Source organism: Nocardia wallacei (assembly GCF_014466955.1).
Lineage (GTDB): Bacteria > Actinomycetota > Actinomycetes > Mycobacteriales > Mycobacteriaceae > Nocardia > Nocardia wallacei.
The window spans coordinates 434,244-460,785 of sequence record NZ_AP023396.1 but is presented as its reverse complement, the minus strand read 5'-3'; the positions used below and the strand labels follow the sequence as shown (position 1 = coordinate 460,785).

At 70.4% G+C, this 26,542-nt stretch carries 21 protein-coding genes; 7 read left to right on the top strand and 14 right to left on the bottom strand.

Features of this window, described 5'->3' with window-relative positions:
- Window positions 1–2: 2 nt before the first annotated feature.
- From folP to ftsH, 3 genes are all read right to left on the bottom strand, one after another.
- Entirely contained in the window at window positions 3–905 is a 903-nt protein-coding gene (gene folP / locus NWFMUON74_RS02100) for a dihydropteroate synthase (protein WP_425300696.1), read from the bottom strand.
- A 20-nt stretch (window positions 906–925) separates the two neighbouring features.
- Window positions 926–1,552: a GTP cyclohydrolase I FolE gene (gene folE / locus NWFMUON74_RS02095; RefSeq protein ID WP_187688868.1), complete on the bottom strand. Its 627-nt coding sequence runs from the start codon at window positions 1,550–1,552 to the stop codon at window positions 926–928.
- Window positions 1,553–1,720: 168 nt separating this feature from the next.
- Window positions 1,721–4,111: an ATP-dependent zinc metalloprotease FtsH gene (ftsH, locus tag NWFMUON74_RS02090; RefSeq protein ID WP_187686322.1), complete on the bottom strand. Its 2,391-nt coding sequence runs from the start codon at window positions 4,109–4,111 to the stop codon at window positions 1,721–1,723.
- A 314-nt stretch (window positions 4,112–4,425) separates the two neighbouring features.
- Here ftsH and NWFMUON74_RS02085 point away from each other — a divergent pair, with 314 nt between their 5' ends.
- Window positions 4,426–5,346 carry a hypothetical protein gene (locus tag NWFMUON74_RS02085; protein ID WP_187686321.1) on the top strand — a complete coding sequence of 307 codons (921 nt, stop codon included), beginning with the start codon at window positions 4,426–4,428 and terminating at the stop codon, window positions 5,344–5,346.
- 58 nt (window positions 5,347–5,404) lie between these two features.
- Here the strand turns inward: NWFMUON74_RS02085 and NWFMUON74_RS02080 are convergent, their stop codons facing one another.
- Window positions 5,405–6,232 carry a DUF1266 domain-containing protein gene (locus tag NWFMUON74_RS02080; RefSeq protein ID WP_187686320.1) on the bottom strand — a complete coding sequence of 276 codons (828 nt, stop codon included), beginning with the start codon at window positions 6,230–6,232 and terminating at the stop codon, window positions 5,405–5,407.
- 158 nt (window positions 6,233–6,390) lie between these two features.
- Between NWFMUON74_RS02080 and NWFMUON74_RS02075 the strand changes: the two genes are divergently transcribed.
- Window positions 6,391–6,624, top strand: a complete 234-nt coding sequence (locus NWFMUON74_RS02075) for a DUF2277 domain-containing protein (RefSeq protein WP_187686319.1) — start codon at window positions 6,391–6,393, stop codon at window positions 6,622–6,624.
- Between the two features lie 271 nt (window positions 6,625–6,895).
- On the opposite strand, the gene NWFMUON74_RS02070 is transcribed toward NWFMUON74_RS02075, so the two are convergent.
- On the bottom strand, window positions 6,896–8,194 hold the full coding sequence (locus tag NWFMUON74_RS02070) for a PucR family transcriptional regulator (protein WP_232110798.1): 1,299 nt from the start codon (window positions 8,192–8,194) through the stop codon (window positions 6,896–6,898).
- Window positions 8,195–8,839: 645 nt separating this feature from the next.
- On the opposite strand from NWFMUON74_RS02070, the gene NWFMUON74_RS02065 reads away from it, so the two are divergent.
- From NWFMUON74_RS02065 to NWFMUON74_RS02055, 3 genes are read left to right on the top strand one after another with little or no spacing between them, the layout of a single operon-like run.
- Window positions 8,840–10,378 (top strand): aldehyde dehydrogenase family protein, encoded by a 1,539-nt coding sequence (locus NWFMUON74_RS02065; protein ID WP_280373918.1) that lies wholly within the window; start codon window positions 8,840–8,842, stop codon window positions 10,376–10,378.
- The gene (locus NWFMUON74_RS02060; RefSeq protein WP_187686318.1) at window positions 10,375–11,229 is read left to right on the top strand and encodes an SDR family oxidoreductase; all 855 of its coding nucleotides are present in this window, start codon (window positions 10,375–10,377) and stop codon (window positions 11,227–11,229) included. The genes NWFMUON74_RS02065 and NWFMUON74_RS02060 overlap by 4 nt, the downstream gene beginning before the upstream one ends.
- A gap of 24 nt (window positions 11,230–11,253) precedes the next feature.
- Window positions 11,254–12,249 carry a PfkB family carbohydrate kinase gene (locus tag NWFMUON74_RS02055; RefSeq protein WP_187686317.1) on the top strand — a complete coding sequence of 332 codons (996 nt, stop codon included), beginning with the start codon at window positions 11,254–11,256 and terminating at the stop codon, window positions 12,247–12,249.
- Here the strand turns inward: NWFMUON74_RS02055 and NWFMUON74_RS02050 are convergent.
- Genes NWFMUON74_RS02050 through NWFMUON74_RS02035 form a run of 4 tightly spaced genes read right to left on the bottom strand, consistent with a single transcriptional unit; the run spans window position 12,234 to window position 18,407 of the window.
- Window positions 12,234–12,923, bottom strand: coding sequence for a nucleoside/nucleotide kinase family protein (locus NWFMUON74_RS02050; RefSeq protein WP_187686316.1), 690 nt, complete (start codon window positions 12,921–12,923; stop codon window positions 12,234–12,236). The genes NWFMUON74_RS02055 and NWFMUON74_RS02050 overlap by 16 nt on opposite strands.
- Window positions 12,924–12,968: 45 nt before the next feature.
- The gene (locus tag NWFMUON74_RS02045) at window positions 12,969–13,679 is read right to left on the bottom strand and encodes a cyclase family protein (RefSeq protein ID WP_197986955.1); all 711 of its coding nucleotides are present in this window, start codon (window positions 13,677–13,679) and stop codon (window positions 12,969–12,971) included.
- Window positions 13,676–15,934, bottom strand: coding sequence for a serine/threonine-protein kinase (locus NWFMUON74_RS36500; RefSeq protein WP_269475313.1), 2,259 nt, complete (start codon window positions 15,932–15,934; stop codon window positions 13,676–13,678). The genes NWFMUON74_RS02045 and NWFMUON74_RS36500 overlap by 4 nt, the downstream gene beginning before the upstream one ends.
- A gap of 55 nt (window positions 15,935–15,989) precedes the next feature.
- Window positions 15,990–18,407: a serine/threonine-protein kinase gene (locus tag NWFMUON74_RS02035; RefSeq protein WP_187686315.1), complete on the bottom strand. Its 2,418-nt coding sequence runs from the start codon at window positions 18,405–18,407 to the stop codon at window positions 15,990–15,992.
- A gap of 290 nt (window positions 18,408–18,697) precedes the next feature.
- On the opposite strand from NWFMUON74_RS02035, the gene NWFMUON74_RS02030 reads away from it, so the two are divergent.
- Window positions 18,698–20,065 carry an amidase gene (locus NWFMUON74_RS02030; protein WP_232110797.1) on the top strand — a complete coding sequence of 456 codons (1,368 nt, stop codon included), beginning with the start codon at window positions 18,698–18,700 and terminating at the stop codon, window positions 20,063–20,065.
- Here NWFMUON74_RS02030 and NWFMUON74_RS02025 read toward each other — a convergent pair.
- The 5 genes from NWFMUON74_RS02025 to NWFMUON74_RS02005 all read right to left on the bottom strand — a co-directional run bounded on the left by NWFMUON74_RS02025 (window position 20,056) and on the right by NWFMUON74_RS02005 (window position 25,663).
- Window positions 20,056–20,940: a LysR family transcriptional regulator gene (locus NWFMUON74_RS02025; protein ID WP_187686314.1), complete on the bottom strand. Its 885-nt coding sequence runs from the start codon at window positions 20,938–20,940 to the stop codon at window positions 20,056–20,058. The two genes, NWFMUON74_RS02030 and NWFMUON74_RS02025, sit on opposite strands and share 10 nt — an antisense overlap.
- Before the next feature lie 447 nt (window positions 20,941–21,387).
- Window positions 21,388–21,942, bottom strand: coding sequence for a hypoxanthine phosphoribosyltransferase (gene hpt / locus NWFMUON74_RS02020; RefSeq protein WP_187686313.1), 555 nt, complete (start codon window positions 21,940–21,942; stop codon window positions 21,388–21,390).
- 16 nt (window positions 21,943–21,958) lie between these two features.
- The gene (tilS, locus tag NWFMUON74_RS02015; protein ID WP_187686312.1) at window positions 21,959–22,933 is read right to left on the bottom strand and encodes a tRNA lysidine(34) synthetase TilS; all 975 of its coding nucleotides are present in this window, start codon (window positions 22,931–22,933) and stop codon (window positions 21,959–21,961) included.
- A gap of 77 nt (window positions 22,934–23,010) precedes the next feature.
- A complete protein-coding gene (locus NWFMUON74_RS02010) occupies window positions 23,011–24,180 on the bottom strand; it encodes a zinc-dependent metalloprotease (protein WP_187686311.1) in 1,170 nt (389 codons plus the stop codon).
- A 13-nt stretch (window positions 24,181–24,193) separates the two neighbouring features.
- Window positions 24,194–25,663 carry a D-alanyl-D-alanine carboxypeptidase/D-alanyl-D-alanine-endopeptidase gene (locus NWFMUON74_RS02005; RefSeq protein ID WP_425300694.1) on the bottom strand — a complete coding sequence of 490 codons (1,470 nt, stop codon included), beginning with the start codon at window positions 25,661–25,663 and terminating at the stop codon, window positions 24,194–24,196.
- 193 nt (window positions 25,664–25,856) lie between these two features.
- On the opposite strand from NWFMUON74_RS02005, the gene ppa reads away from it, so the two are divergent.
- Window positions 25,857–26,348, top strand: coding sequence for an inorganic diphosphatase (ppa, locus tag NWFMUON74_RS02000; protein WP_187686310.1), 492 nt, complete (start codon window positions 25,857–25,859; stop codon window positions 26,346–26,348).
- Window positions 26,349–26,542 lie beyond the last annotated feature (194 nt).

Below are 26,542 nucleotides of genomic sequence, written 5' to 3'. Positions count from 1 at the left end.
GATTACTCCCTCGTGCCGTCGATCGTCTCGGACTGCTCTGTGTTGTTCCCCCGCCGCTCGCCGGCGGCGCGCTGCCAGGCGTCGGTCACCGCGATCGCGTCCAGTGAGGCTCGCACGTCGTGTACCCGCACACCCCAGGCGCCGTGCAGCGCCGCCAGCGCCGAGACGGTCGCCGTCGCCACCTCGCGGCCGGCGGGCGGGCGCGGCGTCTCGCCGTCGGCCAGCAGCCTGCCGAGAAAACGCTTGCGGGAGGCCCCGATCAGCACCGGCAGGCCCTGGGCGGTGAGTTCGGGCAGCGCGCCCAGCAGGGCCCAATCGTGCCCGGCGTTCTTGGCGAAACCCAGGCCCGGATCCAGCACCAGCCGACTCGGGTGCACGCCCGCCGCCATCGCCAGATCCACCTGGATGGCCAGTTCCGCGAGCACCTCGGCGACCACGTCACCGTACTGCTCGGCCGGGCCGGTGTGCCGGTAGTCCGCCCCGGCTCGCCAGTGCATGAGGATCCACGGCACCCCGGCCGCCGCTACCACCTTGACCATGTCGGCGTCGGCTCGCCCGCCCGACACGTCGTTGACCACCGACACACCGGCCGCGATCGCCGCCTCGGCCACGCTCGCCCGCATGGTGTCCACGCTGGTCGGCACCCCGGCCTCGACCAGGCCCCGGATCACCGGCGTCACCCGGTCCGCTTCGATCCGCGGGTCGATCCGGACCGCGCCGGGACGCGTCGATTCCCCGCCCACGTCGATGATGTCGGCGCCCGCCTCGAACAGCCGCACGCCGTGCGCGATCGCCAGTTCCGGATCCAGGTAGCGGCCGCCGTCGGAGAACGAGTCGCTGGTGACGTTGACGACGCCCATCACCACACAGGAGCGTCCCCCGCGCGGAGTGATGAGCTGCGTCAGTTCCGACACCACACGCCCGCTCACTTCCGCAGGATCAGATCGAGGGCCTCGGCGCGCGAGGACGCGCTGGTCTGCAGCAGGCCGCGCACCGCGGAGGTGGTGGTGCTGGCGCCCGGCTTGCGGATGCCACGCATCGCCATGCACAGGTGCTCGGCCTCGACCACCACGATCGCCCCGCGCGGGTCCAGCTTGCGCATCACGGCGTCGGCGATCTGGCTGGTGAGCCGTTCCTGCACCTGCGGACGCTTGGCGTACAGATCCACCAGCCGGGCCAATTTCGATAGCCCGGTGACCCGGCCGTGCGGGCCGGGGATGTAGCCGACGTGCGCGACACCGTGGAACGAGACCAGATGGTGTTCGCAGGTGGAGTAGAGCGGGATGTCGCGCACCAGCACCAGTTCCTGATGACCTTCGTCGAAGGTGGTGTTCAGCACCGCGTCCGGCTCGGTGTAAAGGCCCGCGAACATCTCGCGATAAGCCCGCGCCACCCGGGCGGGAGTCTCGGCCAGGCCCGGCCGGTCCGGATCCTCGCCGACGGCGATCAGCAATTCCCGGACCGCCGCCTCGGCACGATCCTGGTCGAACGGTCGGCCCGTGGCCAACGCCACGGTGGCGGTATCCTCGGCGCCCGCGGAATTCGCCGACAACGCGTCGGACTCCGCTACGGCACGGTTGCTGACCGACACTCGGGGACACCTCCACAACTCGAGAACATGTCGCGCCCGACTGCGCGGGACACGGCCCTCCAGCCTCGAACACGACCGGGACACCGGTAATTCCTCGGCATCCCGGTTATCGAGCCTAATCACCGAAGATCAGTGCCGGCCGTTCGGTCCGTCCCAATCGCCGCTCTCGCTCTCGCCGTTGGGCCGCTGGTAACCCGAGCCCTCCTGATCACCGGGCTGGTTCCAGCCGGGACGGCCGTAGCGCTGACCGCCCGCGGGCGCCCAGCCGCCGCCCTGCTGCGAACCGCCGCCGTAACCCGTGGCGCCGGAGCCCTGCGGGCGATCCGGGTGGGCATCCTCCTGCGGCGGCCAGCCGGGCGCCGACCAGCCCGCCGGGGCGCCGTAGTCCGGCCGCGAGCCGTGCGTGCCGCCGCCCTGCCGCGGGTACGCGGGCGCACCGCCGCCGGGCTGCGGGTAACCGCCGGGCTGGGGCGCGGGCCGATAGCCCGGCTGCGGGGCCGCCGCACGCTCCGGCGGATAGCCGTTGGCGGGCACCGGCTGGGCCGCGGCCCGGCGCACCGCCTGCTCCTGCTCGTCCGGCCACGGCTCGCCGCGCTCGGCGGCCAGCTCGCGCGGGGTCTTCACCGGCGGCCGGTCCGACGGGACGCGCTCGCCGAAGTCGTTGAACGCGGTGATGCGCGGGCGCTTGTCGACCGTGCTCAGGACCTGTTCGAGATCCTTGCGGTGCAACGTTTCTCGTTCGAGCAGGGCGGTGGCCAGGGCGTCGAGTTCGTCGCGGTAGTCGTTGAGGATCGCCCACGCCTCGGTGTGCGCGGCCTCGATGAGGTTGCGCACCTCCTCGTCGATCTCGCGGGCGACCTCGTGCGAATAGTCCGAGGCCGTGCCCATGGTGCGGCCCAGGAACGGGTCGCCCTGCTCCTGGCCGTAGCGCACCGCGCCCAGCCGCGCGCTCATGCCGTACTCGGTCACCATCGCGCGGGCGATCTTGGTGGCCTGGTCGATGTCGGAGGAGGCGCCGGTGGTCGGCTCGTGGAACACCAGTTCCTCGGCCGCGCGGCCGCCCATCGCCATCACCAGCCGGGCGATCATCTCCGAGCGGGTCATCAGGCCCTTGTCGTCCTCGGGCACGGTCATGGCGTGGCCGCCGGTGCGGCCGCGGGCCAGGATCGTCACCTTGTAGACCGGCTCGATGTCGGGCATCGCCCACGCGGCCAGGGTGTGGCCGCCCTCGTGATACGCGGTGATCTTCTTCTCGTGCTCGCTGATGATGCGGCTCTTACGGCGCGGTCCGCCGATCACGCGATCGACCGATTCCTCCAGCGCGGGCCCGGTGATCACATTGCCGTGCTCGCGGGCGGTCAGCAGCGCGGCCTCGTTGATGACATTGGCGAGGTCGGCGCCGGACATGCCCACGGTGCGCTTGGCCAGACCGTCCAGGTCGGCGTCGGGAGCGATCGGCTTGCCCTGCGAGTGCACCCGCAGAATGGCGCGACGCCCGGCCAGATCCGGATTCGAGACCGGGATCTGACGGTCGAACCGGCCCGGACGCAGCAGCGCCGGATCCAGGATGTCGGGCCGGTTGGTGGCCGCGATGATGATCACACCGGTGCGGTCGCCGAAGCCGTCCATCTCCACCAGCAACTGGTTCAGCGTCTGCTCGCGCTCGTCGTGACCGCCGCCGAGGCCCGCGCCGCGCTGCCGCCCGACCGCGTCGATCTCGTCGACGAAGATGATGCAGGGGCTGTTCTGCTTGGCCTGATCGAACAGATCTCGCACGCGCGACGCGCCGACACCGACGAACATCTCCACGAAATCCGAACCGGAGATGGTGAAGAACGGCACCCCGGCCTCGCCCGCCACGGCGCGCGCCAGCAGCGTCTTACCGGTGCCGGGCGGTCCGTACAGCAGCACACCCTTGGGGATCTTGGCGCCCAGCGCCTGGTAGCGGGCCGGATTCTGGAGGAAGTCTTTGATCTCGTAGAGCTCTTCCACGGCCTCGTCGGCGCCGGCCACATCCGCGAACGTGGTCTTGGGCATGTCCTTGGACAGCTGTTTGGCCTTCGATTTGCCGAAGCCCATCATGCCGCCGCGGCCACCGCCCTGCATGCGGGCCATCACGAAGACGAACAGGCCGAGCAGGATCACCATCGGCAGCACGAACAGCAGGATCTGGGTGAACCAGCTGTCCTGTTTGACGCTCGTGTTGTACGGCGCGCCCGAGGCCTGCACGTCCTTCAGGATCTGCGAGGAGACCTCGCTGCCGCCGGGGTACTTGGCGATGATCTGGGTCTCGCCGCCGGTCGCATCGGTGCCCTTGTTCAGGGTGATGCGCAGCTGCTGTTCCTTGTCATCGATCTGGACCTGCTTGACGTTGGGCTTGTCCTGCAGTTGGGTGAGCGCCACCGAGGTATCGACGTTCTTCCAGCCGCGCGTGTCGTTGCTGAAGTAGCTGACCAGATAGATCACGAGCAGGATGCCCGCGACTATGGCCAGGTTGCGAAACACTGTCTTGCGGTTCATAGAGCGTCGGCCGGCTGGCCAGTCCTTTCCGGTGTATCCGGGTGCGTGCCTACGATGCATACGGGCGTTCCGTAACCGTTCCGAATCCCGGCCGGGTCCGGCGGAACGGATGCGGACAAGCCACGTTACCGCGTACGGTCTACTCGTTACATCGCGCAGTTCGGCAGCTGATGCAGTTCAACTGATGAACGGTCGGAGAACGCAGGTGGTTCCCGGCCTTGTCGGGTGGACACCGGTGAGTGTCTTCCCGAGTGGCAACAATCATGGCATGTACGACCTATTGTGAGGCACGACACAACAAGAGCGCAGGGGGTATGGACATAGTCGAGCTACGGACACCCACAGCGATTCTGCGTCACGGCGGCGGGCGCCTGCAGGTGCTGCGCCCCGGCGGGACCGACGGCGAGCGCGTGCTCGACGTGCCGATCTCCGATCTGCTCAAGGTCCGGCTGAACCGGCGCAGCGACGACGCCGTCGTCATCGAGATCTACCTGCGATACCCCACCTCGCTGCTGACCGGCATACCGGCCGACCGCACCCCGCTGCCGGTGCTGATCGCCGAGCACGACGTGCCGGCCGCCACCGTGATCGTGGAGCGGATCAACGCCCAGATCGTGGCGACGCAGCGCATCGATATGTCCGTGCCCGACCTCACCCCGCCCGCCCCCACGTGGGGCAAGGCCGGTCCGATCCGGGCCGACGTGGACCGGGCGGTCCGCCGGATGGCGCCGCGGCGCGAGGCCCGCGCGGCCATCGCGGACTTACACAAACTGGTCACCCCCGAGGAGTTCGCACTGGAAGCGGCGCTGGCCGGGGCGGAACCACCGGCCGGGCGCGGGCGGGGACTGCTCGCGGTCACCACCACCCGCATGCTGTTCGTCTCGACCGCGGCCGGTAACCGCACCGCCTACGAGATGCCCGTTCAGGCGCTGCTGTCGGCGCGGCTGACCGACGACCCGGGCCACACCGGCGAGTACGGCATCGAGGTGACCGACGGCAACACCACGCTGCGCTTCACCGGATACGACCGCGCCGATACCGACCGGGTGGTCGGCGCGCTCACCTTCGCGATCCAGCGCGAGGCCGCCGACGGCGCCATCGCGCCGCCGGATCCCGGTGTGGCGCAACTGTATTCGGAGTGGGAGCTGCTGGTGGAGCGGCATTCGCTCGGCATGGTCGACGACGCGCAGTTCCAGCGCTACGGCCGCGGTATCCTCCGCTCCCTCCCCGACTGACCGTTCCCTCCCCGACTGAGCGCCGCCCCGACCGCGCCGGAAATTCGGGCGATAGGGCTCATTCGTCGGTGGACTGCAACGAGATTCGACGCCAGGGGCTGGTCGGCCGCAACCACAGGCGGACCAGTTCCAGGCGCCGATCGACCCCGCCGGATTTCAGCTCGGCCAGATCCTCGCACGCCTGCCAGTAGGTCCAGCCGGTAATGAACGAATCACCGAACTGACGCCAATTGCGATAGCGCCGCTGCGCCGACGGCAACGCCCGCATCACGTAATCCCAGGCGACATCCGCGTCGAGATATCCGGCCGTGAACGCCATCCGCGCCACCGCCACCACCCGGGCCAGATCCCACGCCTCGATATCGGCCGGCAGCGGCTGCACCAGATGATCGATGAGGCCCAGCTTGATCGCCTGCGACCAGATGTCGTAATCGCGCACCAGCGCCTCGGGATTGTCCATCCCGCGAAACGCGCCCACCTGCCGCAGAAAAGCGCGGTGCCGATCGGCCCGCTCACCGAAACGATCCCGTTCGGGCGAATTGATCGCCGTGGACACCAGCGGGTGCACCAGCGCGTACAGCGGGGAGTGCATGCCGTCGAGCAGCTGCTCCATCGAGGCCATCGCCTCGGTGCCGTCGGTGATGCCCCACGCGCCGGTCAGCGTGTCGATGGCCAGTTCGCGGCGGTCGCCCATCGGATGTTCGCGCTCCGGGCCGAGCAGCAGCGCGTCGTGGAAGGCGTCCCAGCGCGCAGAGTAGAACGCGCCCAGCGACAGAGCGCGCAACTCGTCGTCGGAAACCTGCGCACCGGACCAGTGATCTTCCTCGCGCCGGTCCAGCTCCTCGTAGGGAAAGGTGGTCAGCGTCGGCACGTCGCGGGCAGCCATGCCTCCGATTGTGTCCCACCGCGCGGAATTGCGCTGCCTCCGGCGTCGCGTGTTCGCCACGACGCGCCCGCGAAGTAGCCGGCAAGCGCAACACACAATTTTCACATCAGTACATTCTTGCCCTGTCGCGGTCCGGTACCGAGCGCTAATCTCTGGCCATGAGTGGAAACATCACCGTCCTGCGTGGGCTCGAGCCCCCTGCGACCGAGCAGGAAATATACGCGGCCGCACAGGAATACGTGCGCAAGGTCGGTGGCCTGTCCGGCCTGTCGTCCACCACCAAACCGGCCTTCGACAAGGCGGTCGCGGCCGTCGCCGCGGCCACCACCGAGCTGCTCGCCGAATTGCCGGAACGGGGGTTGCCACCGGTCACGGACTCCCCGCTGCGTTAATTGGCGCCGCCTCCGGCGTCGCGGGTTCGCGGCCCCTGTGGCTCGATTCTTCCCTCCTCCGCTCCTCCGCTTCGCTCCCCCGCTCCGTCAGTCCAGAATCGAGCCGGGCCGCGAACCTCGGGGGTGCACAGGCCGCAGGCGTAAACCTTGAGAGCGCACGAGCCGCAGACGCAAGCCCCGAGAGCGCACAGGCCGCAGACGCGAACCCCGAGAGCGCACAGGCCACAGACGCAAACCTCGAGGGTGCACGAGCCGCTGGAGTGACCTGCGGTTACACGCCGTAGATAGCTGTGCAGTCGAGGGCGATTTCCAGCTGGAGGGTGCGGGAGGCTATCGGGTGGCCCAGGAGTTGTTCTATTCGGTGGATTCGGTAGCGGACTGTGTTCTTGTGGACGCCAAGGGTTTTCGCGGTGGCGTCGGGGCTGCGGTGGGAGCGGAGGTAGGCGTGCAGAGTGTGGCGGAGGCGGGCGGAGCTGAGGTCGGGGGACGCCAGGGGGCCTAGTTCGCGGGCGATCAGGGCGCGCATCGCCGGCTCGTCCGCGCCTGCCAGGTAGGCGACCTCCACGTCGGGGTATCGCAGCAGACGCGGGACGGGGTGAGCGGCGCGTTCGGCCACGTGGCGGGCGGCAACCGCTTCGCGGTGACTCCGGCGGAAACCGGCGATGTGGTCGGCGGGTGTGCCGACCGCGATCCGCACCGAGGTCTCGATGGCCGCGGGGACGGCGAGACCTGTGGCCGCCGCGTCGAATGCCGCGGGTAGGTGGTCGGGGTCGCCGTCGACTCCGATCCACGACCACAGCGCGGCGGCTCCCGACGGCACCGTGAGCACCGCGCCGTTGCCGACCGCGGCCGCGAGCCGGGCGGCCATCCGTTCCAGCAGGCCGAGGGTTTCGCTCTCACCGGGGGCGACCGGTGACCCGTCCGCGACCGCGAGTACGCCGGTGGCGTCCTCCGTCCACAGCACGCAGGCGAGGTGCCGCTGCGCCAGCCGGTAACCCAGGCGGGTGGTGGCCTGGTCGGCGTCCAACTCCTCACCGGCCAGCAACGCGCGGATGATTTCGGTGCGCTGGTTGAGCGCCGCGCGCAGGCCGCGTTCGCGCTCTTCCATGAAGGTGTCGGTCAGGGCCTCGATAGAGGTGCTGATCCAGCGGGTGGACCGATCGAACAGGCGCAGGAGGGTCGCCCGTTCGGTGTTCGGGGGCAGTTGCCGCGCCTCGAGGACCTCCGTCATGTATTCGAGTACCGCCTCCTGGCCGACGTGATAGACCCGCAGCAGCAGGCGGAGGTCGTGGCCGCGCCGGGCGATGGTGCGGGCGAAGGCGTGCGCCTCCGGCGGCACCGGATAGTCCAGTTTGTCCTGGGTGAGGCCGCCCAGGACCGCCAGCGCGTGGGCCCGGGTGCTGGCCTGCAGGTCCCGGCGCATGTCGCGGTCGGCGAGTTCGGGCACGCGCCGGACGATCGCCAGGTCGAGCCGGTCGACGACCTGTTCCAGGGTGTCGCTGCGCAGCGTCTCGGCGACGAAGTCGGCGATCCACTGCCGCACCACTACGTCGGGTGGCCCGACCGCCACGACAGACCTCCGAAATTTGTGTCCTGAATACAAAATTGCCCGCGGTCATTGACCGTCGAAGCCAAGAACTCGCTCGAGGATTGTGTCACGATCATAGTTCAGTGAACTGATTCACAGAGTCGCAACGCAGCGCATGTGGGAGAACAGATCGTGACGAACACCGACCCGCTGCCCGAACCGGGCAAGGCGGGCCCACCCCGCAAGTCCGCCGGATCCGCCCGGAAGACATCGGCCCGGAAATCTACCGGGGACGACCCGGCGGCCGAGCCGACCTCCGCCGCGAAAACTCCGGCCGGGAAAGCGACGGCGAAGGGCACACCCGCGAAGAAGGCAGCCACGGGCGCCACCGCGAAGAAGGCCACACCGAAGAAAGCACCCGCGAAGAAGGCCGCGCCGAAGAAAGCGCCCGCGAAGAAGGCTGCGGCACAAGCAGTCCCGGCCGACAAGGCGGTGCGGGAAGCCCCCACCGAACCGGGAGCGGCACAAACAGCCCCCGCCGACAAGGCGGTGCGGGAAGCCCCCACCGAACCGGCAGCGGCACAAACAGCCCCAGCCGAACAAGCGGTGCAAGAAGCCCCAGCCGAACAGGCTGCGGCACAAACAGTCCCAGCCGAACAGGCACCGCGCGAAGCCCCCGCGAAATCGGTGGCTACCGAGATCGAGGTCCGCAATCCCGCGAACGGGACGGTGATCGGCCGGGTACCGGTGGACACACCCGACGCGGTCGCGGAGAAGGTGCGGCAACTGCGGCTGTATCAGCCCGAGTGGGAGGCGATCGGCGCCCAGGGCCGCAAGCGCTGGCTGCTGAAACTGCAGGACTGGCTGATCGACAACACCGATCACCTCGCCGACGTGCTCCAGTCGGAGACCGGCAAGCCCCGCGTGGACGCACTCATCGATCCCAGCTTCGCGGTGGACCTGATCGGCTACTACGCGCGCCGCGCGGGGAAGTTCCTCGCCGACGAGCACCCCTCGCCGCACAGCCCCCTGGCCCGGGTGAAGCGGCTGACCACCGTGTACCGGCCGTATCCGGTGGTCGGGGTGATCACGCCGTGGAACTTCCCGCTCGCCATGCCCGCGCTGGACGTGATCCCGGCGCTGGCCGCGGGCGCGGCGGTGCTGCTGAAGCCCTCTGAGGTGACGCCGCTGTCGGCGCTGGAGCTGGCGCGCGGCTGGGCGGAGATCGGCGCGCCGCCGGTGCTCGCGGTGGCGACCGGCGCCGGGGAAACCGGTGCGGCCGTGGTGAATACCGTCGATTACGTGCAGTTCACCGGATCCACCAGGACCGGTCGCGCGATCGCCGCCGCCTGTGTGGACCGGCTCATCCCCTACAGCCTGGAACTCGGCGGCAAGGATCCCGCGATCGTGCTCGCCGACGCCGATATCGACCGGGCCGCCTACGGCATCGCGTTCGGCGGACTGTTCAACGCGGGCCAGGTGTGCATCTCGGTGGAGCGGGTCTACGTCGAGGAGCCGGTGTACGACGAGTTCGTCGCCAAGCTCACCGAGCACGTGCGCGAGCTGCGCCAGGGCACCGACGGCCGTGAATCCCGTTACGACATAGGCGCTCTGGCCAACGAGGCACAGCGCGACATCGTGTCGCGGCATGTCGAGGACGCGGTGGCCAAGGGCGCCGAGGTGCTCACCGGCGGCAAACCCACCGGCGTGGGTACCTTCTTCGAGCCGACCGTACTGGTAGGTGTCGACCATGGCATGGCCTGCATGACCGAGGAGACCTTCGGCCCGACACTGCCGGTGATGAAGGTGGCCGACGAGGCCGAAGCCGTTGCGCTGGCGAACGATTCGATCTACGGGCTGTCGGCATCGGTGTGGACCGGTGACAAGTCCCGCGGCGAACGCATCGCCCGGCAACTGAACGCGGGCGCGGTGAACATCAACGACGTGTTCGCCAACCTGTTCAATTTCGCGCTGCCGATGGGCGGCTGGCAGCAGTCGGGTGTCGGCTACCGCTGGGGCGGCGCGGACGGCGTGCGCAAGTACTGCCGTAAGCAGGCCGTCACCGCCCCGATGCTGCCGACGCAGCAGAAGGAACTGTTCTGGTTCCCCTACAGCACAGCGAAACTCGGCTTCGCGCTGGGTGCCATGCGCGCGGCCGGGGCGCGCGGTATGCGGCGCCTGGGCATCCGGGACGTACTCGACACCGTGGAAGGTAAGGGCAAGTGACGGAATTCGGAAAGATTCGCGGCAAGGTCGTCGTCATCACCGGCGGGGCGCGCGGCATCGGCCTGGCCACGGCGACCCGGTTGCAGTCACTGGGGGCGAAGATCGCGATCGGCGACGTGGACGAGACGGCGGTGAAAGAGTCCGGGGCCGCGAAGGATTTCGACCATTACGGCCGCCTCGACGTCACCGACCAGCAGTCGTTCAGCACCTTCCTCGACGAGGTGGAACGGCAGCTGGGGCCGATCGACGTGCTGATCAACAATGCCGGGATCATGCCGACCGGCAAGCTGGTCGACGAGCCCGACGCCCTGACCCGCCGCATCCTCGACATCAACGTCTACGGCGTGGTGCTGGGTTCGAAGCTGGCGCTGGCCCGGATGTTGCCGCGGCGCAGCGGGCACGTCATCAACATCGCCTCGCTGGCGGGCGAGAGCCACATCCCCGGCCTGGCCACCTACAACGCCAGCAAGCACGCGGTGCTCGGCTTCACCGACACGCTGCGCGAGGAGTACCGGGGCACTGGCGTGTCGTTCTCCTCGGTGCTGCCGACCTTGACGAAGACGGAGCTGGGTTCGGGGGTGACGCCGCCGAAGCTGCTGCGTCCGGCCGAACCCGAGGAGATCGCGGACGCCATCGCCAAACTGCTCGTCGCGCCGAAGGCGAAGGTCCGGGTCACCGCGGTCGCGGGCACGATCGCCCAGGTCTTCGGCCTCCTGCCGCAGTCCGTCGGCGATGCGCTGGGCCGCGCGCTGGGCTCGCAGCACGCCTTCCTCGATGAGGTCGACTCGAGTGAGCGCAAGGCGTACGAGGAGCGGGTGCGTTCGGGCACGGAGGGCACGGGGACGGAGTAGCCCGGTTTCGCTATCGTCGCGGGCATGGCGACGGCGGTGTTCGTGGGGCTCGCGACGCTCGATATCGCGTACGCGGTGCGGCGGTACCCGGCCGAGGACAGCAAGACCCAGGCCGAGGACCAGTTCCTCGGCGCGGGCGGTCCGGCGGCGAACGCTGCGGTGGCCTACGCCTTCCTGTCCGGTCGTGACCCGGCGCTGATCACCGCGCTCGGGGAACACCAACTGGCACAGGCGATCCGGCGCGACCTCGAGCGGTTCGGGGTCGCGCCGGTGGATGTCACGCCCGCGGGCACCCAGCGGCCGCCGGTGTCCTCCATCGTGGTGGCTACCGAATCCGGGACACGCACCATCGTGTCGCTGGACGGGTCGCGCGTCTCCGCACCGTTCGATCCCGGCGCGCTCGAGTCGCTGCACGACGCCGCCGTCGTGCTGGTCGACGGCCACTACCCGGAGCCGGCCCTCGGATTCGCCGCCGCGGCACGGGAATCCGGGATCACCGTGGTGCTGGACGCCGGACGCTGGCGCTCGGTCCACGCCGAACTGCTGCCGCTGGTCGACGTCGCGATCTGCTCCGCCGCCTTCGCCCCGCCCGGAACCTCCGGCACGCCGGCCGAGGTCTTCGACGATCTGCACGCCCGCGGCGTACACCGGGTCGCGATCACCCAGGGCGACAAGCCGATCCGATATTCCGAAATCGCGTCGAATCACCACCCCGCGAGACCGGACGCCGAATCCGCACAACACGCGCACACCACGCCGCGCGAACAGGTCCGATCGCCCAGCGAGCGCGAAACCGAGGCCGCGCACGTCGGCGAGATCGCCGTTCCGCGCACACAGGCGGTCGACACCCTCGGCGCGGGCGATATTCTGCACGGCGCGTTCTGCCACTATTACGCTGCCGGACAATCGTTTCCGGACGCACTGCGCGCCGCGGCGGCCGTCGCGACCGCATCGTGCGCGTACCTCGGCACCCGGGAATGGATGCGCCATCACCCGCGGCCGGATCAGAGCACGAGATAGTGCCGCCCGCTCGCGCGCAGCACCAGCTCCGCGCGCTCGCGGGTGGCGGCTACCAGCTCGGCGTTCAGCAGATCGCTGCGCGCCACCTTCGCCTGCGCGACCTCCGCGCTCTTGCCGCCGCGAATATGGCGGCGCAGCAGCCGCTTTCGCAGCAGTTCGGGTGGCGCGTCGAGATACCAGGCCGCGTCGAGATACTGCCGCACCTGCGACCATCCGGTCCATCCGGACCATCCGGTCGCGCCGAGCAGCAGGTAGTTGCCCTCGGTGATCGCGATGCGCTGCCGGTCGAACAGGATGCCGTCGGGGACGGGTTCGTGCCGGGACCGATCGTAGGAGGGCCACGAAACCGGCTGTCCCACCGGTGCTTCCCGCAGTTTGCGCAGCCGGTCCAGGTAGGCGGGGACATCGAAGGTGTCCGGCTCGCCTTTGCGAGCCAGCGCGCCCGCCGCCCGGAGTTCGGCATTGGTCAGGTGGAAACCGTCCATCGGCGCCACCTCGGCGACCCCCGCTCCGCACCGGTCGTTCAAGGTGTCTCGCAGGGCTCCGGCCAGTGTGGATTTACCCGCCCCGGGTGGACCGGCGATACCGAGCACGAACCGTCCGTCACGCGCGCCGGTCCGTTCCAGGATCCGCGCCGCCAGCTCCTCCAGCGATACCTCGTCTCGTCCGACCATCCGCCGACCCTACCCGTGCGCGCCCGCCACAGGACCCGAACGACATCAGCGCGGGATCAGCGCGTACACGCCCGCGGGCGAGCCGGATCCGCCACGGTGGATCGCCCCGCCCGCCAGCACCCAGGCGCCGGTCTCGGGCAGATCGGCGAGGTTGGCGAGGCATTCGAGACTGATCCGGTGCCGCCGGTACAGCAGCTTGGAGACCGTGTAGGAGTCGTCGGCGCCGAGGTCCGGGCCGAATGTGTCGATGCCCAGGGCCCCGCGGTGGCCGAGCCGGCCGGTGTCGATCAGCCAGTGCACGGCCTCCGGCGCGAAACCCGGTTGGTGGCCCTCGGATTCGCCCACGCCGAGGAAATCGGGCGTGCCCCACAGGGCGTCCCAGCCGGTCCAGGCGATCACCGCGGCGCCCGGCGGGATCGCCCCGTGCCGCTGCTCCCAGTCCCGCAGGTCGGCCACCGTCACCGCGTAATCGCGGTTGCCGGAACACTTCTCGCGCACATCCAGCCGCACGGCGGGAAGCAGCAGATCCTCGGGGTCGAGCTCGTCGGCGGCGGCTCCGGCCGGATCGAAGTGAATCGGTGCGCCCCAATGGGTCCCGGTGTGCTCGGCCTGGTGCACCTGACGCAGGAAGTACCCGTCGCGCTCGATGGTGGCCACGGTCTCGGCGGTGAAGGCCGGGTCGCCGGGGTACAGCGGCGTCGTCGCCGGGTCGTGCACGTGCGACAGGCTCACGATGCGCGCGAACGGCGCCGTCACCGCGCGCTCCGTGGGATGACCCGCCCCAACGCGCGCAGGTCCCGCTCCAGCAGCCGGAACATCCGGTAGGTCAGCACGAATGCCAGGATGCCACCGACGCTCAGAAAACGCACCGGTCCGACCACTTGCCACAGCTGGTCGCCGGGAACCAGGGTGGCACCGGCGACGCCGAGCAGCGGCACCGACGCCGCCGCGGCCAGATAGAAATTGGCGCGCCGGGCCAGCGCCCACAGCTGCCGCCCGTCCTCGGGTCCCACCGCGCCCGCGACCAGCAGCTGCGGGTACACCGAGCGCACGGCGTACATCGTGACCAGGAAGAACGGGTAGGCCAGCGCGATCGCGGCACAGACAACCTGCGCGGTGTAGAAGTGCGCGAAGTTGCGTGCGGGCAGCGTGACGCCGATCGCCATCACCGCCACCGGCCAGGCGATTCCGGCGAGCAGCCACATGCCGAACGGCACCCACACCAGCCGGTCGCCGAGCGACAGCACCTGCCGCCGCGCCACCGCGAGCTCCCGCACGTCGATCTCGCCCGCGGCGTCGCCGGTGGGGTCGGCTTCGGCGTGGCGGCGCAACCGATGCGACACGAGCAGCGCGCGTCTGCTCAGCAGCACCATCAGCAGCGCCGCCAGCGGGAACGTGATGAGGTTGTTGATCAGTCCGACCGTGGCGTACCGGTCCTGGTCCGCCGCGGTCAGCCGGTCGATGACGAGGCTGTCGTTGAGCCGGATGTTGTAGAAGCTGGCCAGCAGGTTCGGTAGCCCGACGCAGGCGGTCGTGATCGGCAGCCACCAGGCGCGCGCCCGGTAGCGCAGGCTCGCCGGGGGCGGATCCACCAGGTCGCGCGCTCGGGCGTCCAGGCACAGCTCCAGCTGTCCGGCCAGGTCGGCCCCGGATCGCCAGCGCCGCCGCGGGTCCGGGTCCAGGCAGCGCAGCAGCGTTCGGCGGAGGGTGGCCGGGGTGTCCGGCGGTAGCGGGGTGGCGGCGTCGGAAGGCCAACTGCCCGTGAGCAGTTCCCACAGCAGTGCGCCCAGCGAGTAGATGTCGGCACGGCTGTCGGGTGCGGCCGCGCCCGTCGATGCCAGTTGTTCCGGAGCGCGATAGGCGACCGAATCACCGCTGGCCGCCGCCATTTCCGGCGCGTCGGCGCGGAAATCGGCCAGCTTGGGGATGCCCTCCGCGGTGAACAGCACATTCTCCGGCTTGATATCGCGATGCGCCACGCCCCGATAGCTCGAGTAATCCAATGCCGCGGCCAGCCGACTCCCCACCCACGCCACGGTTTCCGGCCACGACAGCGCCGCTATCTCCGCGCGCACGGTCGAGTCGGTGGGCCGGATCTCCCCGCGCGCCGCCATGACCGCGTCCACCGAGCGCAACAGCAGTGCCCCACCGCCGAGCCCGCCCTCGAATCGCCGCAGCCGCAACAGGTCCGCGACGCTGCCGCCCGGCAGGTACTGCATGTACTCCAGCCGCAGCGGCTCGCCCGCTCCGCCCTCGATCACCCGCTGGTCGAACAGCCGCACGATGTAGGGATGGTCCAGCTGCGCCACGGTCCGCGCATCGTGCCCGCCCACCGTCCCCACCCGCACCGCAACCAGCCGCTGCATCGAATACTGCCGCGCCAGAAACACTTTCGCGTAAGCGGTGCCGCCGATCAAGGTAATCAGGTCGAAGTCGTCCAGCCGCCGCCCCGGCCGAACATCGTCCGCCGCCCCACCGCCACCCGCTGCAACAAAGGTTCCCCCGCCCTCCGAACCGACACCGGGTCCCCCACCCTCCGATACAACGCCCTGCCCCTCGCCCTCCGACACGACACCGAAGCCCCCACCCTCCGATCCGACACCCGGCCCCGCATGTTCCCCGTTCGCATCCACGCCATTGCCGTCGGCGGCTTCGAGCAGGGGCGCGAGTTCCGCCGCCAGTTCGGGGTAGTCGTCGAGGAAGGCCGTGACGGTTGTGTGCTGGTATCGGCTGCGCAGGGCGTACTCCTCGCATACCAGCTCCAGGAATCGCGGGCTGGTGGTGAGTTCGGGAAACTCCTTGCGGTAGTCGGACATTCGCTTGGCCGCGGGGGTGCGCCGCCAGCGCTGGCGCAGGTCGATGCGCACCAGATCGGCCAGTACGGCGGTGCGGATGACGCGCCCCTCGGGCACGTAGTGCGCCAGGGGCGGCGGTTCGGCGCGCGCGTCGCGCAGGGCGGCCTGCCAGTCGGCGGCGAATCGTGCCACCGCCGCGTCCGGTGCCTCGCTCACCGCGACACCCCGCCGCCGCGCGCGGCCGCCGCGCGACGGACCCGCGCCCGCACCCTCACTCGCGCTCCTCGATCTCGTGATCGTGCTGCGCCGCCACCGGATCCACCACCCGCTCCAGCGCCCGCAGGTCCGCCTCGAGCGACCGGAACAGCACGTACGACACCACGAACGCGATGATCGCGCCCACGCACAGCACCCGGACCGCCACCACCACACTCGGAATGTCGCCCGGCGGCAGGAATGTCACCCCGGCGACGGCCAGCAGCGGCACCGACGCCGCCACCGCCAGATATCTGGTGGCCCGCCGGCCCAGCAGCCGGAGCCGCCGGGCGTCGACGGCGCTGACATCGCCGTGCCGCAGGAACATCGGATAGATGCACCGCACCATGTAGAACGTCACCAGGAAGAACGGGTACGCCACCGCCATCGCCCCGCACACCAGGACCGAGGACAGGAAATGGACCACCGCCCGAATCCCGACCTCGCCCGTCGCCAGCCGTAGCGCGACCGGAAAGGTGAACGCGGCCAGCCCCCACAGCGAGAACGCCACCACGACCGCGCGATCGCCCAACAGCAGCGCGTCCTCCCGCGCCCGCGCCAACTCCTTCGGGTCGTACTCCCGGCCCCCGGCCAGCCCGCGCGGCACCGTGATCAGCCGCCGGGACAGGTAGATCAGCGCCGCCGAGCCCGCCGGGAAGAACACCGCGTTCACGATGGCGGTCACCAGCAGGAACGTGTGCTGCGAGGGCGCGCTGAGCCGGTCCACGATCAGCGACTGGTTGTGTTCGATGTTGTACAGCGAGGCGAAGGCGTTCGGGATCCCGATGGCCAGTACCGCCACCGGCGCCCGCCAGGCCCGCAGTCGCAGCCGCCAGCTGCCCGGCGGCGGATCCACCAGATCCCGCGCCCGCTCGTCCAGGCACAGCTGCAACTGCTGCGCCAGCTCCTTCCCACTGGCCCAGCGCTTTTCGCGTTCCGGGGCGAGGCAGGTCAGCAGCACGCGGCGCAGCGCGGCCGGGCAATCGGGCGGAATCTGTTCCAGCGCAGCCGGATCCACGCCCGCCCGGCGGCGCTCCAGCATCTGCCCGAGGGTGGTGACGTCGCCGTCCTCGCCCGCCGTGGCGTCGTCGAAAGGCTTTGCGCCGGTCAGCAATTCCCACAGCACCACACCGAGGGAGTAGATGTCGGCGCGAGTGTCGAGGTCGTCGGCGGAGCGCCGATAGCCGGGATGACAAGCCTCCAGCTGTTCCGGCGACATGTACGACAGCGACCCGCCGAAGTACGCGACCGGACTGGTACCGGCCAGGGTCCGGCTGAAGCTGATGTTGAAGTCGGCCAGCTTGGGCACCGCCTCGGCGGTCAGCAGCACATTGGCCGGTTTCACGTCGCGGTGCAGCACACCGTGGGTGTCGGCGTAGGACAGCGCCTCGGCCAGCCGCCGGCCCAGCCACGCCACCGTCTCCGGCCACGACAGCGCGGCCAGCTCGTCGCGCACGCTGGAGTCGGTGGGGCGGATCTCGCCCTTCTCCTCCATCGCCGCGTCGACCGCGTCCAGCAGCAGCTGCCCGCTGCGCTGTTCGGGCGGGGTGGCTCGGACCCAGCGCAGCACTCCGAGCAGCGTGCCGCCGGGCAGGAACTGCATGTACAGCAGCCGCAGCCGCCGTGCCCGCGGGTCGGCGCCCGCGCCCGGGTCGAACTCCTCGAGCAGCCGCTGATCGAAGACCCGCACGATGTAGTCGTGGTCCAGCTGGGCGAGGGTCTGCGGTTCGGTGCCGCGGTCGGCGGAGATCTTCACCGCCACCAGCCGCTGCAGGCTGCGCTGGCGGGCCAGGAACACCCGCGCGAAGGCGCCGCTGCCCAGCGCGGTCAGCAGCTCGAAATCATCGATGCGCTGACCGATCTCGATGCGGCTCAAGGCATCGGCGCGCGCGGCCGAGCCGCCGGATTCGGTGACCAGACCCGTGGTGGTGCGGGTTTGGTCGCCCGCCCACGTCCCCGACCCGTCCGGCGGCCGCACGGTCGCGTCGAGGTCCTCGGCGCGGCGGGTACTGCGATCCTCGTCGTCGGCATTGAGCAACTCGCGCAGCTGTCCGGCCTGGTCCGGATACTCGCGCAGGCAGTCCCGCGGATCCACCCGCTCGCCGCTGTGGCGGCGGATCACGAACTCCTCGTACACCAGGTGCGCCGGGATGCCTTCCGGCGCCAGCTCGGGGAATTCCGCGCAGTACTCGCGCAGCCGCTTGCCCGTCACCGCGGCGCCGGGCGACCGGGGCAGCCACCGGTACCGCATGTCGATGCGGATGAGTTCGACCAGCGCGTCCAGCCGTAAGGTGCGGGCATCGGGCAGGTAGTCGGCGATCTCGGGCGGCCGGGCACCGGCCTCCCACGCGCTCGCGAAGGCGGTCACCGCACCGAATTCGATTCCGGCCGTTGGACGCCCGAAACCACCACCGGAGTCGGAACTGAAAACCATATCCGCACCCATCGAAACCGGACCCTGTCGTGCCAGCCGCGGAACCGGGTTCCGCACTGGTCGGTCGGCGGCGGGGCGGATAGAATCCGCCACACCCGAGACCATCATCCCCGAGCGTTGCCCGAAATGATAATTTGCGCGTCAACACGCAACCACCCCATTTCGACCACGACGCGACGGGGGCAAACAGCATGCACAACGAGGGCACGGCCCTAGCCGACGGCATCTCATCAGCGGATTCCTCCCAGCAGACACCGAAAGCCGGCACCGGGGCCCCTCAGGAGGTACCGGTGGATGCGAACGAGACGACCGGCGCGGACCCGAGTACGGCCACCGCCGTCGCGGCCGCGGTGCGCGACGGCGCGGTGCGCCCCGAGCAGATTCTGGAGACCGCCCTCGACCGCATCCGCGGCGGAAATCCGAAAGTCAACGCTTTCAGTATTGTTCGCGCGGAGCAGGCGCGGGCCGAGGCGCGGGCACTGGCCGACCGGACCGATCTCGAGGCGCTGCCGCTGGCCGGTGTGCCGATCGCGGTCAAGAACAACATCGACGTCACCGGCGAGGTGACCCGGGGCGGTTCCCGAGCCGGCGACGACCGCCCGGCCACCGCCGATCATCCGGTGGTGCGGCGGCTGCGCGCGGCGGGCGCGGTGATCGTCGGCCTGACCGAGATGCCCGAGTTCGGGCTGTGGGGCGTCACCGACACTCCGGAGCGAATTACGCGCTCCCCCTGGAACATTCATTACAGCGCGGGTGGATCGTCGGGCGGCTCGGGCGCCGCGGTGGGCGCCGGGCTGGTGCCGGTCGCACACGGCAACGACGGCCTGGGATCGGTCCGCATCCCGGCCGCCTGCTGTGGCGTGGTCGGCATCAAACCGGGTCGCGGCGTGGTGCCCGCCGAGGTCGGCCTGGACTCCTGGGACGGCATGACGGAGAACGGCGTACTGGCCACCACCGTCGCCGACGCCGCCCTGGTGCTGTCGGTACTGGCCGACCGCCCCGCACTGGCCGATCTCGACACCCCGGCCCCGCTGCGCATCGGTCTGGCCGCCGGTGCGCCGTCGCCACTGCTGCGGGTGGACCGGCAGTGGGCCGCGGCAGCACGCACGGCCGCGCGGACCGCGGCGACGGCCGGGCACACCGTGTCGGAAACCGCCCTGCCCTACGCCGGCGCGACCACCGCGCTGGCCCTGCGCTGGGTGGCCAATGCCGGACGAGAAGCCGCCGCGGTGCCACATCCCGAGCGACTACAGCCGCGCACCCGCCGCCATCTCGCGCTGGGCCGGGCGGTGCTGCGCTGCGGTCTGGTGCGCCCGAGCCAGATCGATCGGATCGAGGCGCGGCTGCTGGACTTCTTCGACAACCACGACGTCGTGATCACCCCGACCCTCGCCGCGCCACCGCCCCGCGCGGTCGAGTGGCACCGCCGCGGCTGGTTCGCCAATGTGTGGACGAACGCGCGGTTCGCGCCGTTCACCCCGCTGTGGAACCTGGTGGGCTGGCCCGCCCTGAGCGTGCCGATGGGTACGCATCCACGCACCGGCACACCGGTGGCCGCGCAACTCGCCGGGCCGCCGGGCAGCGAGTCGACGCTGCTGCGACTGGCCGCCCAGCTCGAATCCGCGCGGCCGTGGCGGCGGGTCGCCGGTCAGCCCTGAGCCTGCTCGGCGGTCCCGAACCCACCGGCCATGACGCGGTTGGCGAAATCGAGGATCGTCGGCCGATCGTCGTCGGCCCGCCACGCCACCGCCAGCTCGCACGGAGGCAGCCCGGTGACCGGCCGCGCGGTCAGCCCCGGCCACCGGTACATCGGCACGTTGTTCTCCGCGAGCAGGCACACCCCCAGCCCGAGACTCACCGCTTCCAGCCGTTCCTCGGCCGTCGCGGCCTCGCCGCCGATCTTCGGCTGCTTGCCGCCGCGGGCGTCGTTGCCGAGCCAGAAGTCGCGGGCCGAGCCCGCCTCCTGCGGCATCGCGATGAACGGCTCGTCGGCCAGATCGGTGAACTCGATGGTTTCCCGATCGGCCAGCGGGTGGTTCTCCGGCAACAGCACCCAGCGCGGCTCGGTGCGCAGCACCTGCCAGCGGTAACGACCCGAATCGGGCACCGGCAGCCACATCAGCGCCAGGTCCGCCTGCCGTCCGGCCAGACCGCTGGACGGGTCGGTCCACGACGCCGAGTGCAGCGCGAGCCGATGTCCGCTGGCACTCTCCAGATCGGCGATCAGGCCGCGCCCGATCGAGCTTTGAATTCCGACGCGCAGCACCTCGCCCGCCTCCTGCAGGGCGACGTTGGTGACTTCCCAGAGTTCGAGAATCTTGCGCGCGCCCTCGAGCAGCTCCTTACCGGCCACCGTCAGCGCGACGCTGCGCTGGTTCCGGTCGAACAGCACCACGTCGAGCTGGCGTTCGAGCTGGCGAATCTGCCGCGAGAGGGTGGGTTGAGCGATGTGCAGCCGCTGAGCGGCGTTGGTGAAGTGCAGTTCCTCAGCGACGGCAACGAAGTACCGCAAGTCGCGCAAATGCGGGTCCATAGCCCCTTGCTATCAGAATCGGTCTTGAAAATCCAGCTGGTTCAAACCTCAAAGTATGAAAAGAGGCGGCGAAACAGCCATTGAGTTTGTTACTGACAGCATATTGCCTAGGAAAAACGTACGCACATCCGGCTCCGCGAACGCTCAGGCAATCCAATTTTCAACCGAATTGGACACCCATCAGGTCAGCCGACCAGCAGTAACTCAGACCACGTTCGTGTCATGTCACATGAGCGACACCGAGACGCCATGAGGCCATCACAGCCAGCAACAATGGCCCGACCGGCCCAAGCTGCAAAGGAGCACCAGCGAGTGATATTCCTCACATTGACGATCGTGAACTCGGAGACGCCAGCAAGCGCCCTCAGCCGCAGCCGGTAAACCACCAGCATGACCAGGCCACCCCGATCGGCGGCGCGGTAAACCCGCGACGCCGACGACACACCTCTACTCGCTGTACACCTTGGGATCGAGGGTGCCGATGTACGGCAGGTCGCGGTAGCGCTCGGCGTAATCGAGCCCGTAGCCGACGACGAACTCGTCCGGGATGTCGAAGCCGACGTGCGCGACGTCGACCTGGGTACGCAGCGCGTCGGGCTTGCGCAGCAGCGTGACCACCTCGAGCGAGGCCGGATTGCGGCTGGACAGGTTGCGCTTGAGCCAGGACAGCGTGAGCCCGGAGTCGATGATGTCCTCGACGATCAGCACGTTGCGGCCCGCGATGTCCTTGTCCAGGTCCTTGAGGATGCGCACCACGCCCGACGAGGACGTGGACGAACCGTAGGAGGAGACCGCCATGAATTCCATCTGGGTCGGAATGGTCAGCGCCTGGGCCAGGTCGGTCATGAAGAAGATCGCGCCCTTCAGCACGCCCACCAGGAGCAGGTCGCCCTCGGGGGCGTCGGCGGGATAGCGCTTGCCGATCAGGGCGGCCAGTTCGTCGACCTTCGCCTTGATCTGTTCCTCGGTGATCAGCACCGACGCGATGTCGTCCCCATACACGTGCGCTGGTTTCCCTTCACTGAAGTCGTGCAAACGCCAGGCACAGCTTCCCACGTTCGCGCGTGGCAACCAACCGGGTCCCCGGCTTTCCGCCGCCGACCGCCACTCCGCCCTGCCCGCGCCAGTCCGTGACCAGGGCATCGACGGACCGTAATGTCTTGTCGGTCAACGCTTTTGCGCCACCGGCCAGCAGCCAGGAGCGAATCGCGCGGCGGCGCAGCGCGACCGGTGCGGTGGCAAGCGTCTCGATCGAGAGCGCGGCGCCATCGCTCGCGGATTGCAGCAACTGCTCGGCAAGCGCGTCGAGCAGGTCGCCGTCCTCGCGCAGTTGCTCGGCCGTGCGGGCCAGGGCGGGCGCCACACCGCCGCCGAGCGCCTCCTCCAGCAGCGGCAGCACCTCGGTGCGCAGCCGCACCCGGGTGAACTCGGGCGCGCTGTTGTGCGGATCCTCGTGCGGGTCGAGCCCGAGGTCGGCGCACAGCTGCCGGGTGGTGGAGCGCCGGACCCCGAGCAGGGGTCGTCCCCACGGATCGGCGAATTCGGCCATCCCCCTGAGGGATCGGGCGCCGGAACCGCGGGCCAGTCCCAGCAGGACGGTCTCGGCCTGGTCGTCGAGGGTGTGTCCCAGCAACACCGGCGAGCCCGCGCGGGCCGCGTCGAGGGCCGCGTAGCGGGCCGTGCGCGCCGCCGCCTCCAGCCCGCCCTCGGTCCCCACCTCGACGCCGAGCACCCGAGCCGACCGGCAGCCCACCGCGCGCGCCACGCTCGCGGCCTCGGCCGCCACGCGATCCGAACCCCGCTGCAGGCCGTGATCCACGACGAGCGCGTCGACCGCCTCGGCCTCGGCGACCGCGGCCGCCGTCAGGGCCAGCGAGTCCGCACCCCCCGACAGCGCGACCGCCACCGCCGCACCCGGCGCATACCGCCGCAGCCACCCACGCACCGCGTGCCGCAGCTCCAGCGCGGCCGGGGTTTCCGGTAACAACCGCACCTCCCGAGTGGTACCAGGCCGCGCCGCAGCACTCCGCACCGGTCCCCGGCTGTCGGGGCCGTCCGCGCCGGACCCGGTCAGCCCAGGACCCTGGTGATCCAGCGTTGCGGGTCGCTGATCTCGTCGGGGCGGGGCAGCGTGTCGCCGTCGGTCCACACGGTGTTGAAGCGCTGCATGCCCACCGTGCCGACCACCTCGTCGACGAACGCCTTGCCACGCACATACTGGGCCACCTTGGCGTCCACGCCCAGCAGCGCGCGCAGCAGCCGCTGCAACGGATTCGCCGGACGGCGGCGGCGCTGGTCGAACGCCTGGCGGATCTGCACGACCGACGGGATCACCGCCGGGCCGACCGCGTCCATCACGTGGTCGGCGTGGCCCTCGAGCAGGGTGCCGAGCATCAGCAGCCGGTCCAGCGCTTCCCGCTGCGCCGGCGCCTGGGTCGCGCGCAGCAGCCCCAGGACGCCGCGGTTGGCGGGGTCGTCGTCCTCGCGCCCGTCGCCGTTCGAGGCGCGACGGCGTTCCCGCACCTGTTCCAGCAACCGCGACAGCATCCGGTCCAGCGGCTCGTCGCCGACGTCACCGAGGACTTCGACGTTGTGCTTCATGTAGTCGGCCAGCCACGGCACCGACGAGAACTGCACCCGGTGCGTCACCTCGTGCAGGCACACCCAGAAGCGGAAGTCGCTGGGCGACACCCCGAGTGCGCGCTCCACCGCCACCACGTTCGGCGCCACCAGCAGCAGCGTCCCGTCGGGCCCGCTGAACGGGTCGTACTGGCCGAGGATCGCCGTGGACAGGAACGCCAGCATCGCGCCCGCCTGCACACCCGCGGGCTTGCCGGTGAAGCGGCCCGCCGCGACCTCCGGCCCGCCGGTGAGTTCCGACATGGAATCGGCGGCCGCCCGGATCCAGCCCGGCCGGTCCACGACCCGCGCCGCGGGCACCGGACGGTCGTCGGCCAGCAGGCTGACCTCCCGCACCGGCGCTTCGGCGCGCGTGGCGGCCAGGCTCAGCTCGTCGACCACCTGTTCGGCGGTATAGCGGCTGGTACGGGGGCCCGCGGGCACCAGCGCGGAGCCGGTCCGGGCGGCCAGCCGCCAGTCGATCGCGCCGGACAGCGAGAAGCGTCGCGGCTCGGACAGCACTCGGCCGGACTCGACGTCGACCACCACCTGTTCGGATCGTTCGGGCGTCTGGTCGCCGGCGGCTCGATCGCCCGCGGCCGCATCACCGGGTCCGGTCATCGTTTACCACCCGTCAGGAGCATCCACAGTTGCGCAGCGTGGCGGCGATGGCGTCCAATGCCGGGCGGCTGGCCTCGGGGGGCCGGTCGTTCGACATCAACGCGAAGGTCAGCACGCGGCCATCGCTGTCCAGCACATACCCTGCCAACGCGCTCGATACCGACAGAGTTCCGGTTTTCGCTCGGACGAACCCCGCGCCGCTGTGGTCGCGCGGCGTGACGAACCGGTAGGCCAGCGAACCCGTGCCCGCCGCGACCGGCAGGTAATCGAGCAGCGGGGCCAGCGGCGAGCCGGTCGTCGCGGTGTCACCGGACCGGACGGCCGACGCGCTCGGACGGGTGGCGCCGTCACCCGACCCGGGCTGCGGTGCCGCCGCTTCCATCAGGACACCGTCGAGCAGGCGGGCCGGGATCCGGTCGTCGGTGGACAGGCCGCTGTTGTCGAGCAGGGTCGATCCGGTGGTGTCGAAACCCGCGGCTTGCAGAGCGGTTATCGTCGCGGCGGCGGCTCCGGCGAAGGACTGCTCGTTGCCGGTCACCGTCGCGATCTCCCGGCCGATCGTCTCGGCCAGCACGTCGTCGGAGTGAATCATCATCTCGCGCAAGCGATCCCGCAGCGGCGCCGACTGTACCCGGGCCACCTCGGTGGCTCCGGCCGGGGCACGGCCCAGCCGCACCCTGCCCGGGTCCAGGCCCAGTTCCGCCGCCAGGCGACGACCGGCGTCGAGCGCGGGAGTCGGTGTGCGAGGGGAGTATTCGACCAGCGGGTCCACCCGGCCGCCGTCGATCATGACCGCTTCGATCGGCGCCCAGGACCCGCCCGCGATATCGGCCGGATCCCAGCCCTTCGGCCACGCCGGGCCGGTGAAGACCGAGGTGTCCACCACGATCGTGTCGGCCGTGCGCCCGGCCGCGCGAATCTGCGCCACCAGATCCGACAACCGCGGCCCGTCCTGGTAGTACCCCTTGCCGTCGGCCTGCGCGGTCAGCGTGGGATCGCCACCGGCGACCAGGACCAGCTCGTTCGGGCTCGACCCGCCGACCACCTTGGTGGTGACGCGGTGATCCGGCGGCACCACCAGCAGCGCGGCCGCGGCGGTGAGCACCTTCGCCGTGGACGCCGGGATCACCGGCTTCGCGGGATCGGCGCTCCAGAGCACGGTGCGAGTGACCGGATCGCTGACCGAGGCGGTGAACGCGCCGAGATCGGGGCTGCCGACCACCGGCGCCAGTGCCGCGGCCAGGCCCTGCGTGGTCGGCGCGGGCGCGGCCGGTGCGGCCGCCACCAGCTGCGGGACCGGGGTCACCGGGGCGGGCAGGGCGCCGATGCGCAACCCGCCGTGCCGGAACTCGGCGGTCCACGGCCGCAGCGTGATCGACACCGCGGCGGCGGCCACCACCACGACCACCAGCACGGTGAGCACACCGATCCACACGCCGCGGCGCCGCCGAGGGGCCGGTTCGCCGAAGTTGTTACCTACCACCTGACCGCAGTCTCCCTAATCCACCCGTGACAGAGGTCCTCGCGCGAGTTCCGCCGGGCCCCTGCCGCACCCGTGCGCCCGTCGACCACACTATCCTCACCTCGCCGGCGTTCCCTCGAACGAGCTGGCGAGTCGGCAGCCCGCGGCGCGCGCGCCGGGCCATCGAACACAGGCACCAGACTAAGGAGATGACGTGGAGTTCGACGTCACCATCGAGATCCCCAAGGGTCAGCGCAACAAGTACGAGGTCGACCACGAGACCGGGCGGGTGCGGCTGGACCGCTACCTCTACACGCCGATGGTCTACCCGGCCGACTACGGCTACATCGAGAACAGCCTCGGCTCCGACGGCGACCCGCTGGATTGCCTGGTGCTGCTGCCGGAGTCGGTCTTCCCGGGCGTGATCGTGGAGGCTCGTCCCGTCGGCGTGCTGCTGATGAGCGACGAGGCCGGCGGCGACGAGAAGATCGTCGCGGTACCGGCCGGTGACAAGCGCTGGGACCACATCCAGGACGTCACCGACATCGGCGAATTCGACCGCAAGGCGATCGAGCACTTCTTCGAGCACTACAAGGACCTGGAGCCGGGCAAGTGGGTCAAGGTCGACGGCTGGGACGGCCGGGCCAAGGCCGAAAGCCTGGTCGACGAGGCATTCGCGCGGCTGAAGGAACAGGGCGGCCACTGACGAAACGAGCGCTCGGCGGGGCTGTATCGCGAAGCCACGCCGAGCGCTCGTGGCCGAATGGTGGCCCGCACCCACAGCTGCCACCGCCGACCCCCCGTGCGACGATGGCCGCGGGTCCGGGCCACCGAGTGCCACGCTAACCCGCCCGGCGCCGCGGACGCACCTTCGTTCCGGCCACGAACCCACTGGCCAGC